At 72.6% G+C, this 16304-nt stretch carries 17 protein-coding genes; 2 read left to right on the forward strand and 15 right to left on the reverse strand.

Annotated elements, in window-relative coordinates:
* Positions 1 to 45: 45 nt before the first annotated feature.
* The 4 genes from F8R89_RS07905 to aroH form a co-directional block, all read right to left on the reverse strand.
* A complete protein-coding gene (locus tag F8R89_RS07905) occupies positions 46 to 633 on the reverse strand; it encodes a lysophospholipid acyltransferase family protein (protein WP_225994620.1) in 588 nt (195 codons plus the stop codon).
* Positions 634 to 686: 53 nt separating this feature from the next.
* Positions 687 to 1373 (reverse strand): (d)CMP kinase, encoded by a 687-nt coding sequence (gene cmk / locus F8R89_RS07910; RefSeq protein WP_151783291.1) that lies wholly within the window; start codon positions 1371 to 1373, stop codon positions 687 to 689.
* 130 nt (positions 1374 to 1503) lie between these two features.
* Positions 1504 to 2589: a prephenate dehydrogenase gene (locus F8R89_RS07915; protein ID WP_151783292.1), complete on the reverse strand. Its 1086-nt coding sequence runs from the start codon at positions 2587 to 2589 to the stop codon at positions 1504 to 1506.
* Positions 2586 to 2948: a chorismate mutase gene (gene aroH / locus F8R89_RS07920; RefSeq protein ID WP_151783293.1), complete on the reverse strand. Its 363-nt coding sequence runs from the start codon at positions 2946 to 2948 to the stop codon at positions 2586 to 2588. Before aroH ends, F8R89_RS07915 begins: the two co-directional genes overlap by 4 nt.
* A 247-nt stretch (positions 2949 to 3195) precedes the next feature.
* On the opposite strand from aroH, the gene F8R89_RS07925 reads away from it, so the two are divergent.
* Both F8R89_RS07925 and F8R89_RS07930 read left to right on the forward strand, forming a co-directional pair.
* Positions 3196 to 3621, forward strand: coding sequence for a Rieske (2Fe-2S) protein (locus tag F8R89_RS07925; protein WP_151783294.1), 426 nt, complete (start codon positions 3196 to 3198; stop codon positions 3619 to 3621).
* A gap of 22 nt (positions 3622 to 3643) precedes the next feature.
* Positions 3644 to 4387 carry a DNA polymerase beta superfamily protein gene (locus F8R89_RS07930; RefSeq protein ID WP_151783295.1) on the forward strand — a complete coding sequence of 248 codons (744 nt, stop codon included), beginning with the start codon at positions 3644 to 3646 and terminating at the stop codon, positions 4385 to 4387.
* Here F8R89_RS07930 and F8R89_RS07935 read toward each other — a convergent pair.
* The 11 genes from F8R89_RS07935 to F8R89_RS07985 all read right to left on the reverse strand — a co-directional run bounded on the left by F8R89_RS07935 (position 4313) and on the right by F8R89_RS07985 (position 16302).
* Positions 4313 to 5062 (reverse strand): DNA polymerase beta superfamily protein, encoded by a 750-nt coding sequence (locus F8R89_RS07935; protein ID WP_151783296.1) that lies wholly within the window; start codon positions 5060 to 5062, stop codon positions 4313 to 4315. The two genes, F8R89_RS07930 and F8R89_RS07935, sit on opposite strands and share 75 nt — an antisense overlap.
* Before the next feature lie 3 nt (positions 5063 to 5065).
* The gene (locus tag F8R89_RS07940) at positions 5066 to 6088 is read right to left on the reverse strand and encodes an ADP-ribosylglycohydrolase family protein (RefSeq protein ID WP_151783297.1); all 1023 of its coding nucleotides are present in this window, start codon (positions 6086 to 6088) and stop codon (positions 5066 to 5068) included.
* The gene (locus F8R89_RS07945) at positions 6085 to 6822 is read right to left on the reverse strand and encodes an NUDIX hydrolase (protein WP_151783298.1); all 738 of its coding nucleotides are present in this window, start codon (positions 6820 to 6822) and stop codon (positions 6085 to 6087) included. The genes F8R89_RS07940 and F8R89_RS07945 overlap by 4 nt, the downstream gene beginning before the upstream one ends.
* 278 nt (positions 6823 to 7100) lie before the next feature.
* On the reverse strand, positions 7101 to 8216 hold the full coding sequence (locus F8R89_RS07950; protein WP_151783299.1) for a pseudouridine synthase: 1116 nt from the start codon (positions 8214 to 8216) through the stop codon (positions 7101 to 7103).
* Positions 8216 to 8866, reverse strand: coding sequence for an SMC-Scp complex subunit ScpB (gene scpB / locus F8R89_RS07955; protein WP_151783300.1), 651 nt, complete (start codon positions 8864 to 8866; stop codon positions 8216 to 8218). The genes F8R89_RS07950 and scpB overlap by 1 nt, the downstream gene beginning before the upstream one ends.
* Positions 8863 to 10017 (reverse strand): segregation and condensation protein A, encoded by a 1155-nt coding sequence (locus F8R89_RS07960; RefSeq protein WP_151783301.1) that lies wholly within the window; start codon positions 10015 to 10017, stop codon positions 8863 to 8865. Before F8R89_RS07960 ends, scpB begins: the two co-directional genes overlap by 4 nt.
* Positions 10018 to 10035: 18 nt before the next feature.
* Entirely contained in the window at positions 10036 to 10620 is a 585-nt protein-coding gene (locus F8R89_RS07965; protein ID WP_151783302.1) for a hypothetical protein, read from the reverse strand.
* The gene (locus F8R89_RS07970; protein ID WP_151783303.1) at positions 10605 to 11741 is read right to left on the reverse strand and encodes a ParA family protein; all 1137 of its coding nucleotides are present in this window, start codon (positions 11739 to 11741) and stop codon (positions 10605 to 10607) included. Before F8R89_RS07970 ends, F8R89_RS07965 begins: the two co-directional genes overlap by 16 nt.
* 399 nt (positions 11742 to 12140) lie before the next feature.
* Complete coding sequence (ald, locus tag F8R89_RS07975; RefSeq protein WP_179199280.1) at positions 12141 to 13265, reverse strand: alanine dehydrogenase; 1125 nt, start codon at positions 13263 to 13265, stop codon at positions 12141 to 12143.
* A gap of 135 nt (positions 13266 to 13400) precedes the next feature.
* Positions 13401 to 15497: a tetratricopeptide repeat protein gene (locus F8R89_RS07980; protein WP_151783304.1), complete on the reverse strand. Its 2097-nt coding sequence runs from the start codon at positions 15495 to 15497 to the stop codon at positions 13401 to 13403.
* A gap of 178 nt (positions 15498 to 15675) precedes the next feature.
* Complete coding sequence (locus F8R89_RS07985) at positions 15676 to 16302, reverse strand: NUDIX domain-containing protein (protein WP_151783305.1); 627 nt, start codon at positions 16300 to 16302, stop codon at positions 15676 to 15678.
* Positions 16303 to 16304 lie beyond the last annotated feature (2 nt).

Here is a 16304-nt window from a genome sequence, read left to right on the forward strand (position 1 = left end):
TGGATCGGCCGGTGTTCCACCCGCTGATCCACTACTCAGTGTCGCCTAGCGACCGGTCAGTCGCCTGGCGTTTTCCAGGTGGGCGGTGAGCTCCTTCTGGATGCGCTCCGTCGCCTCGTCGAGTGCACGCCGGGTGCGCCGTCCGCTGCCGTCGCCCGCGTCGAACGGGTCGCCGAAGACGACGTCCACGCGGTGCCGCAGCGGGGGCAGCCCCTTGACCAACCGTCCGCGCTTCTCGGAACTTCCCAGCACCGCGACCGGGACGATCGGGGCGCCGCCGCGCACGGCGAAGTACGCGAGCCCGGCGCGCAGCGACGCGAAGTCGCCCTCGCCCCGGGTGCCCTCGGGGAATATGCCGAGGACGCCGCCCTGGGCCAGCACGTCGAGCGCCCGCGTGATGGCCGTGCGGTCGGCGGAGTGCCGGTCCACCTTCAGCTGCCCGATGCCGGTCAGGAAGGGGTCGAGCGGGCCGACGAAGGCTTCCTTCTTGATCAGGAAGTGCACGGGCCGGGGCGCGACGCCCATCACCATCGGCCCGTCGATGTTGTGGCTGTGGTTGACCGCGAGGATCAGCGGCCCGGTGGCGGGCACCTTCCAGGCGCCCAGGACGCGCGGCCGCCACAGCCCGTACATCAGGCCGACGCCGATCCGCCGCCCGATGTCGGCACCGCGCTCGGATGCTGCTGTCACTGGGCGGCCCGCTTCTCCTCGACGAGCGTGACGACGCACTCGATGACCTGCTGGAGGGTGAGCTCGGTGGTGTCCACCTCGACCGCGTCGTCCGCCTTGGCCAGCGGGGACGTCTTGCGGCTGGAGTCGGCCGCGTCCCGCTTGAGCAGCGCCTCGCGGGTGGAGTGCACGTCGGCGCCCTTGAGCTCACCGCTGCGGCGGGCGGCGCGGGCCTCCGCGGAGGCGGTGAGGAAGATCTTCAGGTCGGCGTCGGGGAGGACGGTGGTGCCGATGTCGCGTCCCTCGACGACGATGCCGCGCTCGGCGGAGGTGGCGATGGAACGCTGCAGTTCGGTGATCCGGGCGCGCACCTCGGGCACCGCGCTGACCGCGCTGACCTGGGAGGTGACCTCCTGGGTGCGGATCGGGCCGGCCACGTCGACGCCGTCCACGGTGATCGTCGGGCCGGACGGGTCGGTGCCGGAGACGATCTCGGGCTTGCCCGCCACGGCGGCGATCGCGGACGGGTCCTCTATGTCGATGCCGTTGGTCACCATCCACCAGGTGATCGCCCGGTACTGGGCGCCGGTGTCCAGGTAGCTCAGTCCGAGCTGCGCGGCGACGGCCTTCGAGGTGCTCGACTTGCCCGTGCCGGAGGGGCCGTCGATGGCGACAATCACGGGCTTGGCGGCACCGTTTTCCACGGGAGGACACCTTCCTGGTGCTGTGGGGCGGGAGTGTGGGGACGCGAGGGCGCCCCGCACAAGGTTACCGGGCGCGCGTCACTCGTCCGGCCGCGCCCGGACGGGAGGCCCGCGCCGGCCGCGGGGCCGTCTACTGCCGGATCGCCCAGCCCCGTTCCCGCAGGGCCGCGGTGAGCACCGGGGCCGCCTTGGGCTCCACCATGAGCTGCACCAGACCGGCCTGCTGCCCGGTGGCGTGCTCGATGCGGACGTCCTCGATGTTGACGCCGGCCCGGTCGGCGTCGGCGAAGATCCGCGCCAGCTGTCCGGGCTGGTCGTCGATGAGCACGGCCACGACGTCGTACACGCGCGGGGCCGTGCCGTGCTTGCCGGGGACCCGTACCTGGCCCGCGTTCCCGCGGCGCAGGACGTCCTCGATGCCGGAGACACCCTCGCGCCGCTTGTCCTCGTCGGAGGACTGCAGCGCCCGCAGCGCCCGGACGGTCTCCTCCAGGTCGCCGGCGACGTCCGTGAGCAGGTCGGCGACCGGTCCGGGGTTGGCGGAGAGGATGTCGATCCACATCCGGGGGTCGGAGGCGGCGATCCTCGTGACGTCCCGTACGCCCTGGCCGCACAGCCGTACGGCCGCCTCCTCGGCGCCCGCCAGGCGGGCGGCGACCATACTGGACATCAGGTGGGGCATGTGGGAGACGAGGGCGACCGCGCGGTCGTGGGCGTCGGCGTCCATGACGACCGGGACGGCACGGCAGTGCGAGACCAGTTCCAGGGCGAGGTTCAGCACCTCGGTGTCGGTGTCGCGGGTGGGGGTGAGCACCCAGGGGCGGCCCTCGAAGAGGTCGCCGGTGGCGGCGAGCGGGCCGGACTTCTCCCGGCCCGACATGGGGTGGGTGCCGAGGTAGGCGGACAGGTCGAGGCCCAGCGCCTCCAGGTCGCGACGCGGGCCGCCCTTGACACTGGCGACGTCGAGGTAGCCGCGGGCTACGCCCCGGCGCATGGCGTCGGCGAGGACGGCCGCCACGTGGGCGGGCGGCGCGGCGACGATCGCGAGGTCGACGGGCCCGTGCGGCGTCTCGTCGGTGCCGGCGCCGAGCGCGGCGGCCGTACGGGCCTGCTCGGGGTCGTGGTCGGCGAGGTGGACGGTGACGCCCCGCTGGGACAGGGCGAGGGCGGCGGAGGTGCCGATGAGTCCGGTGCCGATGACGAGTGCGGTTCTCACTGGGCGATGTCCTTGCGCAGGGCGGCCGCGGCCCCGAGGTAGACGTGGGCGATGTCGGCGCGGGGCCGGTCGGACTCGATGTGCGCGAGGATCCGGACGACCCGGGGCATGGCGCCCTCGATGTCGAGTTCCTGCGCGCAGATCAGCGGGACGTCCACGATCCCGAGCTTGCGGGCGGCGGCCGCGGGGAAGTCGCTGTGCAGGTCGGGGGTGGCCGTGAACCAGATGCTGATCAGGTCGTCCGCGCTGAGGTCGTTGCGTTCGAGGACGGCGGTGAGCAGGGCTCCGACCCGCTCGTCCATGTGGCCGGCCTCGTCCCGCTCCAGCTGGACGGCCCCCCGGACCGCTCGTACCGCCACGGCGCTGCTCCTCGCTGACATACCGATCGTCTTCCGCAGGTCCAGCCTAGTCAGCCCGTACGCCGCCCACGTACCGCGCCCGAACGCTGAGACGCCGCCCGGGACGGGACGAATGCGCGATTTGTTGTGCGGTTCCCGAATTACCACTCCTTGAGTGCTTCGGATGCGAAGATGCTGCTGCTCCCGCCCGGCAGCGGGTCGCCCCCGACCTTCTCGCCTCCCTTCGCGCACACCCCGGAGTGACGACATGACCAACCGTCCGACGCGACGCGACCTCCTCATCGCGACGGGCACGGCGGGCGCCGCGGCGCTCACCGTCGGCTGCGGCGACTCCGGCGGCGACTCGTCGTCGGACGTCTCCCCCGGCCGGTCCGGCGGGACGCCCGGCCAGGAGCTGACCACGACCGACGCCATCCCGGTGGGCGGCGGCAAGATCTTCGCCGACGAGAAGGTCGTGGTGACCCAGCCCGAGGAAGGACAGTTCAAGGCGTTCTCGGCGGTCTGCACCCATCAGCAGTGCCTGGTCTCCACCGTCGCGGACGGCACGATCGACTGCCCGTGCCACGGCAGCAAGTTCAAGATCACGGACGGTGCGGTGGCGCATCCGCCGGCCACCCGGCCACTGCCCGCGGAGAACATCGTGGTGGAGGGAAATTCGATCCGCCTGGTGTGACCGGGCCCGTACGCTGCCGGGCATGCGCCCCGAGACCCTGGTCCGCGACCACACGATCTACTCCTGTGTCATGGGGTCGCGCGCCTTCGGTCTCGCGACGGACGGCAGCGACACCGACCGCCGGGGCGTCTTCCTCGCCCCCACCCCTCTGTTCTGGCGCTTCGACAAGCCGCCGACGCATGTCGAGGGGCCGCTGCCCGAGCAGTTCGGCTGGGAGCTGGAACGCTTCTGCGAGCTGGCCCTGCGTGCCAACCCGAACATCCTGGAGTGCCTGCACTCCCCGCTCGTCGAGCACGTCGACGCCACCGGGCACGAGCTGCTCGCCCTGCGCGAGGCGTTCCTGTCCCGCCGGGCGTACGAGACGTTCACCCGGTACGCGCTCGGCCAGCGCCGCAAGCTGGAGGCGGGCGTGCGCGCCCACGGCGCCCCGCGCTGGAAGCACGCCATGCATCTGCTCCGCCTTCTGGCGAGCGCCCGCGACCTGCTGCGCACCGGCCGTATGACGCTCGACGTGGGCGACGCGCGCGCGTCCCTGCTGGAGGTCAAGCGCGGCGAGGTGCCCTGGCCGGAGGTGGAGGCCCGGATGAACCGCCTCGCAGCGGAGGCGGAGGAGGCCCTGCGCGACAGCCCGCTGCCGGCCGAGCCGGACCGGCGCCGGGTGGAGGACTTCCTGGCCCGGGTCCGCCGCGCCTCAGCCCTCCAGGCGTACGCGGACGACGAAGGCGTGCAGGGCGTCGTGGACGCTCGGGGCGTCGGGCAGCGCTGAGGCGGCCTGCGCCTCGTCGAGCACGGCGTGCAGGCGCTGCACGTCGGCCGCCACGCGCGCGTGGTCGACGCCGGCGTCCCCGTGCTCCCGTTCGGCCTTCGCCGCGATCAGCTCGGGCAGATACGCGGGCGCGTCGACCGCTTCCAGCAGGGTCGGCAGGTGGGGTTCGACCTCGCCACTGCGCATCAGGTGGATGCCGGTGAGCAGCACGCGGAAGGTGTAGAGCAGTGGCTTGAGCTCCCCGGTCCGCTCGAACAGCCGCCACTGCGTGGTGGCGAACCCCCGGTAGTGGTGGGCGTGGTGCGAGGTGAGCACGCCCGGCGCGAGCCCGGCCAGCTCGCGGTGGGCGTCCGTGGTGCGCACGACGAGCGGGGAGAGCAGCTGCTCCAGCACATAGCCGTTGCGGCGCAGCATGAGCCGTACGAACTTGCGCAGGTCGTGGGTGACCAGGTCCATCTCGACGCCGTCGCGCACCCACATCCGGGAGCGGGTCTCGTCCGGCTCCCGGAGCCCGACGAGGTCGGCGGCCGGCAGCAGGTGGACCCCGCGCAGGTCGACGTCCGAGTCACGCGACGGGAAGCCGTACAGATGGGCGCCGGAGACGGTCGCGAACAGCACGGGGTCGGGCTGTTCGGCGATGACGGGCGCCAGGTCGAGGTCGAGGGCGTCGAGCATCGGTCAAGCGTCCCAGAGCGCTCCGAGGGCCAGCAGGTCGGCCCGGTACTCGATGCGGTCGGCCCAGTCGGCGGGCCAGGCGTCCGCGCCGAGGTGGGCGCCGGCGAACGCCCCGGCCAGGCAGGCGATCGAGTCGGAGTCCCCGGCCGTGCAGGCGGCCCGGCGCAGCGCGGTCAGCGGCTCGTCGACGAACCACAGGAAGCACAGCAGCCCGGTGGCCAGCGCCTCCTCGGCGATCCAGCCCTCGCCGGTGGCCAGGCAGGGGTCGGTCTCCGGCGACACGGACCGGACGGCGTCCTGGAGCCGGTCCAGCACGGCCAGGCAGTCGTCCCAGCCGCGCGCGATGAAGTGCTCGGGGGTGGGGTCCTGCGAGCGCGTCCACAGGTCGCCGAGCCAGCGCTCGTGGTACCGGGTGCGGTTGTCGTAGGCGTACGACCGCAGCAGCCCGACCAGTCCGGTCGGGTCGGCGCCGCCCGCGAGGAGGTGCACGGCGTGCGCGGTCAGGTCGGACGCGGCGAGCGCGGTGGGGTGCCCGTGGGTGAGCCCGGACTGCAACTGGGCGGCGCCGGCGCGCTGTTCGCCGCTGAGCCCGGGGACGAGACCGAGGGGGGCGACGCGCATGTTGGCGCCGCAGCCCTTGGAACCGATCTGGGAGGCGTCCTGCCAGGGCCTGCGCTCGTCCTTGAGCAGGTTGCAGGCGACCAGGCAGGTCCGGCCGGGCGCCCGGTTGTTCTCCGGCGACTGATACCAGTCCACGAACTCCTCGCGTACGGGCCGCTCCAGCCGTTTGGGCCCGATCAGGCCCCGGTCCATCGCCGTCCGCAGCCCCTTCCCCAGCGCCAGGGTCATCTGGGTGTCGTCGGTGACGATCGCCGGCGTCGGCAGGGGCATCTCGCGCCACGGCCCGCACTTGGCGAGGATCGACGGCACGTCGTTGAACTCCGTGGGGAAGCCCAGCGCGTCGCCGAGGGCGAGACCGATGAGGGCGCCGGTGGCGGCGCGCTTGCGGACGGTGGTGGCGGTCATGCGGGGCGTCCTTCCGGGGTGGGCCTGAGCAGGGGCGGGTGGAGGGTGGTCGCGGTGCCCGCGCGGTACAGCGCGGCCGGTTTGCCGCGGCCGCCGGTGAGCCGGGCCGCGCCGGGGACGGGTTCGACGAAGCCGGGGGTGGCGAGCACCTTGCGCCGGAAGTTGGGCCGGTCCAGGGCCGTGCCCCACACCACCTCGTAGACCTTCTGGAGCTCGCCGAGCGTGAACTCGGGCGGGCAGAAGGCGGTGGCGAGCCCGGAGTACTCCAGCTGGGCGCCGATCCGCCGGTGGGCGTCGGCCAGGATGCGGTCGTGGTCGAAGGCGAGCGGCCGGGCCTCGTCGTACGGGACCCAGCGGGCCTGGGCCGCGTCGCTGCCGCCGTGCGGTTCGGGCGGATCGGGCAGCAGGGCGGTGAAGGCGACGGTGACGACCCGCATCCGGGGGTCGCGGTCCGGCTCGCTGTAGGTGCGCAGCTGCTCGAGGTGGAGGCCGCTGACGTCCGACAGGCCGGTCTCCTCGGCGAGTTCGCGCCGGGCGGCCGTCTCGGCGGACTCGTCGGGCTGCACGAAGCCGCCGGGCAGCGCCCAGTGGCCGCGGTACGGCTCCTGTCCGCGCTCGACGAGCAGGACGTGCAGGGCGTCGTCGCGGACGGTGAGGACGGCGAGGTCGGCGGTGACGGCGAAGGGCTCGTGGGCGTGCTTGTCGTAGCCGTCGGGCACGACGGGTCCGGGCATACCGGGCCACCCCCTTAATGGTCAGTACGACTATTAGTCACCTTGACCATAAAGGATCCGCACACACCTCCACAACCCCCTGGGCGGCACCCATCGGCCGCAAGTGCCCCGCAGAGCATCTCTGGCGCCCCTCTGCGGCCCTCCGAAGCCGCGGCGCACCCATGGACCCCTCGCGCGCCCCCGACCCGCCACAGGCCCACTGGACCCGGAAAACGCGGCGGCCGGCCCGGGAGACCCCGGACCGGCCGCCGCCACGCACACACGCGTGTCTCGCGTGTCTACAGATCGACTTCCTTCATCAGCATGCCGACCTCGGTGTTCGACAGGCGGCGCAGCCAGCCGGACTTCTGGTCGCCGAGGGTGATCGGGCCGAAGGAGACCCGCACCAGCTTGTCGACGGGGAACCCGGCCTCGGCCAGCATCCGCCGCACGATGTGCTTGCGGCCCTCGTGCAGGGTCACCTCGACCAGGTAGTTCTTGCCGGTCTGCTCGACGACCCGGAAGTGGTCGGCGCGCGCGTAGCCGTCCTCCAGCTGGATGCCGTCCTTGAGCTGCTTGCCCAGGTCGCGCGGGATCGGGCCGACGATGTGCGCGAGATAGGTCTTGCGCACGCCGTACCTGGGGTGGGTGAGGCGGTGGGCCAGCTCGCCGTGGTTGGTGAGCAGGATGACGCCCTCGGTCTCGGTGTCGAGCCGCCCGACGTGGAACAGCCGGGTCTCCCGGTTGGTGACGTAGTCGCCGAGGCACTGCCGGCCCTCGGGGTCCTCCATCGTGGAGACGACACCGGCGGGCTTGTTGAGCGAGAAGAACTGGTACGACTGCGTGGCGACGGTCAGCCCGTCGACCTTGATCTCGTCCTTCTCGGGGTCCACGCGCAGGCCCTGCTCGAGGACGATCTCGCCGTTGACCTCGACGCGCGCCTCGTCGATCAGTTCCTCGCAGGCGCGCCGCGAGCCGTAGCCGGCCCGGGCGAGCACCTTCTGCAGCCGCTCGCCCTCCTGCTCGGCGCCCGGGAACGTCTTGGGCAGCTTGACGTCCTTCTTGCCCGCGTACCGCTCGCGGTTGCGCTCCTCGGCGCGCGCCTCGTACTCGCGGGACGTCGCCGGGACCGACCGGCCCCGCTGCAGGGGCTTCTTCGGCCCGCCCTTGGCGCCTCCGCGGGCCGCGGGCCCGCGGCCCGACTTGGGGCCCTCCTGGGTGGCGCCCGGGCCTACGTCGTAACGCCGCTCCTCCGGGCGCGGCTTCTTCGGACGACCGCCCTGCCGGTCGTCGCGGTTGTTGCCGGCGCCGCGGTGGTTACCGCGACCACCGCCGCTCCCGCCGCGGCCGCCGCTGTTGCCACCACGGCTCCCGCCGTTGTTTCCGCTGCTGTTCCTGCCGCTGCTGCTTCGCATCAAAGTTCCGTCTTGTCGTCTGCGTCCTCGGAATCCGGGGCGTCCGGATCGAACGACGGGACCGCTTCCAGTGTCTCGGCCTCGATCGCCTCCGCCTCGGGGAGGAAGGGCGCGAGCTCCGGGAGCTCGTCCAGACCGCGCAGGCCCATCCGCTCCAGGAAGTAGTTCGTCGTCCTGTACAGGATCGCACCTGTTTCAGGTTCCGCGCCCGCCTCCTCGACCAGACCGCGCTGCAGCAGGGTGCGCATCACACCGTCGCAGTTCACCCCGCGCACGGCCGAGACGCGGCTGCGGCTGACCGGCTGGCGGTACGCGACGACCGCGAGGGTCTCCAGGGCGGCCTGGGTGAGGCGGGCCGTCTGCCCGTCCAGGACCAGGCGCTCGACGGCCGCCGCGTACTCGGGCCGGGTGTAGAAACGCCAGCCGCCCGCGACGAACCGCAGCTCGAAGCCACGTCCCTGTACGGCGTACTCGTCGGCGAGCTCCCGCAGCGCGTCCGCGATCTGCCGCCGCGGCCGCTCCAGCAGCTTCGCCAGGTGCTCCTCGGAGGCGGGCTCGTCCACGACCATGAGCATCGCCTCCAGGGCGGGCTTGAGGTCGAGGTCCGCGACGGCACGTGACCCGGCGGGCGGCCCGGTGATCTCGCTCACGCCTTCTTCTCCTCCTGCTCGGGCGGCTCCGGCGGCCGGTCGAACTCGTCGGTCACCCTCGGCTGGTCCTCCCCGTCCCCGCCGGTCCAGCGCACCATGAGGTCGCCGAGCGCGGTCTCCTGGTCGAGGGCCACGGCCTTCTCCCGGTACAGCTCCAGCAGCGCGAGGAACCGCGCCACGACGGTGAGGGTGTCGCCGGTGTCCGCCACGAGGTCCCGGAAGCTCGCCTCACCCAGCTCCTTGAGCCGCGCGACGACGATCCCGGCCTGCTCCTGCACGCTGACCAGCGGCGCGTGGATGTGCTCGACGTACACCTGCGGCTTCGGCTTGGGCTGCATCGCCTTCACCGCGAGCCTGGCGAATCCTTCCGCCCCGATGCTGATGACGACCTCGGGCAGCAGCTCGGCGTGGTGCGGTTCCAGGCCGACGGTGCGGGGGTAGCGGCGCGCCTCGTCGTCGAGCCGGGCGTTGAAGATGTCGGCGATCTGCTTGTACGCGCGGTACTGCAGCAGCCGTGCGAAGAGCAGGTCCCGTGCCTCCAGGAGCGCCAGGTCGGCCTCGTCCTCGACCTCGGCGGCCGGGAGCAGCCGGGCCGCCTTGAGGTCGAGGAGGGTGGCGGCGACCACCAGGAACTCGGTCGTCTCGTCCAGGTCCCAGTCCGGTCCCATGGCCCGGATGTGCGCCATGAACTCGTCGGTCACCTTGGACAGGGCGACCTCGGTGACGTCCAGCTTGTGCTTGGAGATCAGCTGGAGGAGCAGGTCGAAGGGACCCTCGAAGTTGGCGAGCCGGACCTTGAAGACCCCGTCGGTCTCGGCCTCCGCGCCTTCCTGCGGGGCGGGCCGCGCCGCGGTGCCGGGATCGGCGGCGGCGGTTCGTGCGGCGGGGGCCTCGGGCGCGGGTGCGGCGAGCACGGGTGCGGGCTGCAGCGCGGCCGCGGTCGCGGGCGGTGGGGTGACTGCCGGGGCCTCGAAGACAGCCGGTGCCTGTTCCGGCTCGACGGGCGGAAGAGACGGTGCCGGCTCGCCGGGCGAGCGCTCCGGTGCCGGCTCGGGAGGAGCCGGCGGCGCCGCCCCCGGTCCCCGCCCCAGCGCGCGCCGGCGGCCGGCGGGGGCGCCGGCGCGCGGGGCGGGAACGTCGTTCGAGGTCATGGCCCCCGCAGGCTACCGCTACCGCCCGCGGAGCCGTCGTACGAGGATGCTGGCGTCGCCCCGGGACTCCAGGTCGGCCAGGACCACGGCCACCGCCTCGCGGACGATCCGCCCGCGGTCGACGGCGAGCCCGTGCTCACCGCGGAGCACCAGACGCGCGTGCTCCAGGTCCATGAGCTCCTCGGCGGAGACGTAGACGGTGATCTTCTCGTCGTGCCGTTCGCGTCCGCTGGGCCGGCGTGCGGCGGCACGCCCCCGCTTGCGCGGCGCGGCGGCGGCGTTGGCCGCGGCGGTCCCGGCAGAACCTTCCTGCGCGCCCTGACGCCGTGCGGAGCGCTCACCGGAGGCGGACCGGCTGCGGGACTCCCCCGCCTCGGCCTGCTCGGTGTCGGCCGCCACATGCTCGGCGCCCTCGCCGTCGCCGCCCTGGGCGGGCACCGACTGCGGCGCGTCCTCGGCGGCCGCGGCGTCGCTCTCCCCCGCGGGAGCCGGCACCCGGGCCTCGCCGTTGGCCGGGCGCCGGGGAGTGGACGGCTGGAGCGCCGTACCCCCTGTCGTGCGGAACAGTTCGTCGGCCCCCGGCAGACTCACTCGGCGTGACACCGGGCGAGCACCTCCCTGGCGAGCTGGCGGTAGGCGGCGGCACCGACGGAGTTGGAGGCGTACGTGGTGATCGGCTCACCGGCGACCGTGGTCTCCGGGAAGCGGACCGTGCGCCCGATGACCGTGTGGTAGACGTGGTCGTCGAACGCCTCGACCACCCGCGCCAGGACCTCACGGCTGTGGACCGTGCGCGAGTCGTACATCGTGGCGAGGATGCCGTCGAGCTCCAGCTCCGGGTTCAGCCGTTCCTGGACCTTCTCGATCGTCTCGGTCAGCAGGGCCACACCGCGCAGGGCGAAGAACTCGCACTCGAGCGGCACGATCACCTTGTGCGCGGCCGTCAGGGCGTTGACCGTGAGCAGGCCGAGCGAGGGCTGGCAGTCGATGACGATGAAGTCGTAGTCGTCCATCAGCGGCTTCAGGGCGCGCTGGAGCGTGGACTCCCGGGCGACCTCGCTGACGAGCTGGACCTCGGCGGCGGACAGGTCGATGTTGCTGGGCAGCAGGTCCATGTTGGGGACCGCCGTCTTCAGCAGCACCTCGTCGGCCGACATGCCCCGCTCCATGAGCAGGTTGTAGACGGTGAGGTCGAGCTCCATCGGGTTCACACCGAGTCCGACCGACAGCGCGCCCTGCGGGTCGAAGTCCACGAGCAGCACGCGGCGACCGTATTCGGCGAGTGCGGCACCCAGGTTGATGGTCGACGTCGTCTTGCCGACGCCGCCCTTCTGGTTGCACATCGCGATGATCTTCGCGGGACCGTGGTCGGTCAGCGGACCCGGGATCGGGAAGTACGGCAGCGGACGTCCGGTCGGGCCGATGCGCTCGCGGCGCTGCCGGGCAGCGTCGGGCGCGAGAGTGGCCGCGTACTCGGGGTCGGGCTCGTACTCCGCGTCGGGGTCGTAGAAGTGCCCTTCGGGCAGTTCGTCGTAGTCGGCGAAGTGGTTGCGGGGCGCGCCACTTCCGTCGCCGGCCATGGCGTTCACGTGATGGCCATCCATGCTCTTGTTTGCTGTCAGAGCCGTGTGGGGGCTGGTCTGGCTCTGGTGGGCTGCGAAGGTTCGGACAGCGACGGAGCCGACAGCCTCGAATCCCGCGGGACCCTGGTCCCGTGCAGGCATTCCTGGTTGACCACCCCCGGGAGAAAATGTCGACTCATTCACAAGTCGTCTTACCTCCTTGGTGACCAGGAAACTTCTAGACAGGTCAGCGTGGCACCATGCCGACGGTTGGCGACTCTATGGCGTGTCGGCGGTCCGCAGCAACACAATCCACCGGACCGGGCAGATGTGTCGACAATGAAACATCCCGCTGTCAAGGGCGTACGGCCGTCGCACAGCAGGTTTCACGGGTGTGCGAATCGGTCGAAGGGTTACGTTCGAGGCGAGTTGACCGAGCGTCGCAAAGTGACCATACACACATCCAGCCGGACCTTTTCGAGCAAGGTCCGGCTGGATGCGCGGGGTTGACGACCTGTGTTGACGTATCGCCTTTACCAGATAGTGACTTGCCGGTCCGGCTCAGCCGAGGAGCGACTCGAGCTCGACGTGCTCCAGGCCATGCGCCTCCGCGACCTCGCGGTAAACGACCTTGCCGTCATGCGTGTTGAGGCCCTTGGCCAGCGCGGGGTCACGGCGCAGCGCCTCGACCCAGCCCTTGTTGGCCAGTTCGACGATGTACGGCAGCGTGGCGTTGGTCAGCGCGTAGGTCGAGGTGTTGGGCACCGCGCCGGGCATGTTGGCGACGCAGTAGAAGACCGAGTTGTGGACCGGGAAGGTCGGCTCGGCGTGCGTCGTCGGACGGGAGTCCTCGAAGCAGCCGCCCTGGTCGATCGCGATGTCGACAAGGACACTTCCCGGCTTCATCCGGGAGACCAGCTCGTTGGTGACGAGCTTCGGGGCCTTGGCGCCGGGGATGAGGACCGCGCCGATGACGAGGTCGGCCTCGAGGCAGGCCTTCTCCAGCTCGAAGGCGTTGGAGACGACGGTCTGGATCTTCGTGCCGAAGATCTTGTCCGCCTCGCGGAGCTTGTTGATGTCCTTGTCGAGCAGGGTCACGTGGAAGCCCATGCCGATGGCGATCTGCGCGGCGTTCCAGCCGGAGACGCCGCCGCCGATGACCACGGCGCGGCCGGCGAGCACGCCGGGGACGCCGCCGGGCAGCACACCGCGGCCGCCGTTGGCGCGCATCAGGTGGTAGGCGCCGACCTGCGGGGCGAGCCGGCCCGCCACCTCGGACATGGGGGCGAGCAACGGCAGGGCGCGGGTGGGCAGCTCGACCGTCTCGTAGGCGATCGCGGTGGTGCCGGACTCGATGAGGGCGTCCGTGCACTCCTTGGACGCGGCCAGGTGCAGGTAGGTGAAGAGCGTCTGGTCCTTGCGGAGGCGGTGGTACTCCTCGGCGATGGGCTCCTTGACCTTGAGCAGCAGGTCGGCGGCGGCCCACACCTCGTCCGCGGTGGGCAGGATCTGGGCGCCCGCGGCGACGTACTCGCTGTCCGGGATCGACGAGCCGAGGCCGGCGCCCTGCTCGATGACGACCTGGTGGCCGTTGCGCACCAGCTCGAGCACGCCGGCGGGGGTGATGGCCACCCGGAACTCGTTGTTCTTGACCTCGCGGGGGATGCCGACCTTCACGTCGATCACGGTCCTTGGCTCAGGGGGTGTGGGGCATTGCTACACAATCCCAGGCATGCAGCGGCATACCGGGAGACACCGCAGGAGAAGGTGCGGCAGAGCCAGTCTAATGAAGGTGTTCCCGCTGTCTAGCCTTTCATTGCATCAATCTTCGTTCGCAGCGCTACGGATTTCGCAGGCGTCAGCGCCGTGTTTCGGCTCGATGGCCTGGTCCTCGGGCCCGGACCCGGCCGCGCCGGCCTCCTCGGCCGTATCGGTCTCCTCCACCAGGATCCGTCGCGCGGCGCCCCGGTGCAGCTCAGCGGCGGAGGGATCGCCGAGCCGGTCGAGGGTGTCGGCGAGCCGCAGATAGAGCGCTCCCTGGAGCCGTACGTCCTCGGCGCGGCGGGCCAGCTCCACCGCCTCCTGGCAGGTGCGCAGCGACTCGTCGAGCCGTCCGGCGTACTCCTGGACCCGGGCCAGCTCGCTCAGGGCACGCGCGTGACCTGCGATGTCGCCGTTCTTGCGGTGGACGGCGACCGCGGCCCGCCAGTTGCGCTGGGCCTCGCCGTAGCGGCCCGCGTAGGTGTGCGCCTCGGCGGTCCTGCCGTAGAGCCGGGCGGTCTCGGCGCGCTCCCCGCGGGCCAGGCGCTGGGCGAGGGCCCGGCCGTACCAGTCGGCGGCCCGGTCGTAGTCGCCGAGCTCCAGATGGGCGCCGCCCACGGATTCCATCGCGCGGCCGGTCGCGTACGGGTCGTCCGCCTCGCGTCCGGCGTCCAGCGCGGCCCGGAAACGCGCCAGCGCCTCGCGGGTGCGCCCGGTGCGGGCGTCCAGGTCGCCGAGGTTCAGCAGGGCCGCGGCCTTCTCCCGGGGCAGGTTCCGGCGCTCGGCCACGTCGAGGACGAGGCCGTGGATCTCGTACAGGTCCCCGGCGGCGGCCTGGGTGCCGAAGTGCGCGGCCATCGCCCTGACCAGCTGCGACATCAGCCGTCGGGCGAGGGTGTCCAGCTCTCCGTCGGCGACCGCGGCCCGGGCCGACGCCAGCAGGGCGGGCCGGCGCAGCCGCAGCCAGTCGGCGGCCGCCCGGGGGTTCGGGAAGCGCAGGGCGCGGGGCACGCCGAGGAGTTTCTGGCGGGTCTCGGGGCTGTCGGTCTCGGTGATCGCCCGGCAGGACTGGAGCAGCCGTACGGTCCGCTCCAGCATGCGGGCGCGGGCGAGCTGGACCTCGCCGGGCCGGTCCTGGGTCTCGCTGAGGGCCTGCAGGAGCGGGTGCAGACAGCCCGGTACCCGGTACTGGGGCAGCGGCGAGTCGACGCGGTGCAGCAGTCCGAGGGCGGCCAGGTCCTCGAGGGTGGTGTGGGCGCCGTCCACCGAGCAGCCGGCGAGGGCGGACGCGCCGTGCGGGTCGACGAGACCGGCGGGGGCCAGCGTCAGCAGGCGCAGCATCCGGGCGGCGGGGGCGGGCAGCGAGGTGTGGACGAGCCGCAGCATGCGGCCGAGCGGGGTGCCCTCCTCGCCCTCGGCGCGCAGCTGTTTGGCCAGGTCGGAGACGGCCGACTGGGGGCGGGCGGCGAGCCAGCCGCCGGCCAGCGTCAGCGCGGCGGGCTGCCCCTGGCACACCTCGACGAGCCCTTCGGCGGCCCTCGGGTCGACGGTGATGCGGACGGAGCCGGAGAGCCGGGTGAGCAGGTCCACGGCCGACTTGGTGTCGAGGCCGCCGAGCGTGCAGGGCCGGACGTCGGAGATGCCGGTGAGCGGACCGCCGGAGACGACGACGGCCAGGCACTCCGGGGTGTCCGGCAGCAGCGCGTCCACCTGCTCGGCGTCGGCCGCGTCGTCGAGCAGCAGCACGGCCCGGCGGTCGGCCAGCGCCTCGCGCAGGGCGGCCGTCAGGTCGTCCTCGGCGGCGCCGGGCGGTGCGGGCACGTCGAGGTCGGTGAGCAGGTCGCGGGCGGTGCGGGCGACGGGGACGGGGGTGCCGTCGGGTTCGCTGAGCCGGGCTCGGAGCACCCCGTCGGGGTAGCGGCCGGCGACCTGGCGGGCCAGTTCCCCGGCGAGTGCCGTACGGCCGGAGCCGGGGCGGCCGGCGATGAGGAGCACGCGCGCGCGGGGTGCCTTGCGGCCGGAGAGGGTGTCCAGGCCGGCGCGCTCGATGTCGGCGCGCAGTTCCTTCAACTCGCGGGTGCGGCCCAGGAAATGACTGCCGTCGGGGGTCCGGGCCGACGTCCGGACGTCGCCTGTGTCCACCACCTGGTCCGTCACGGGCCACACTCCCGTCCCACGCACGCGCGAGCCCGCCGGGACTCCGGTTCGGGCGTGCTCAGAGCCTAGTTGACGCTCTGGTACGTTCCGGGCGGAGTGCGGCGGGCACGGCGGGGACATCGCCCGATCGGATCAGCCGATCGTCACACCGCTGGTGGCGTGCTGTGCTGTGCTCCGGTCAGGAGGCGAAGGGCCGCGCGGGCCAGGGGGCCTCCGCCGGGCGCAGCGCGTCCAGCCCGTCGCCGCCACGTGCGGCGGCCAGCGACAGCACGCCCACGACCAGGCAGTTGTTGTGCACGTCACCGGCGAGGACGCGCCGGACCAGGTCGTCGACCGGCACGCGCGCGTGCTCCATGTCGGCCTCCTCGTCCTCCACCTCGAACCGCTCGCCCTCGGCCTCGGAGAGCTGCCGGGCGAGGAAGATCCGCACGGCCTCGTCGCAGCCGCCCGGCGTGGTGTAGACGTCGGTCAGCACCCGCCAGTCCTCGGCCTTGACGTGGGCCTCCTCGTACAGCTCGCGCTGGGCGGCGTGCAGCGGGTTCTCGCCGGGGACGTCGAGCAGGCCGGCCGGGATCTCCCACAGCTTGTGGCGGACGGGGTGGCGGTACTGCTTGATGAGCAGGACGCGGTCGTCGTCGTCCAGGGCGAGCACGGCGACCGAGCCGGGGTGGACCTGGTAGTCGCGCCGCACCACCGAGCCGTCCGGCATGACCACGTCGTCGGTGCGGACGGAGGTCTTGTTGCCCACGAAGGGGGTCTCGGTCGCCCGGACCTCCCACTCCTCGGGGGTGTCCTTGATCGTCATGC

The organism is Streptomyces sp. SS1-1, from assembly GCF_008973465.1.
Taxonomy (GTDB): Bacteria; Actinomycetota; Actinomycetes; order Streptomycetales; family Streptomycetaceae; genus Streptomyces.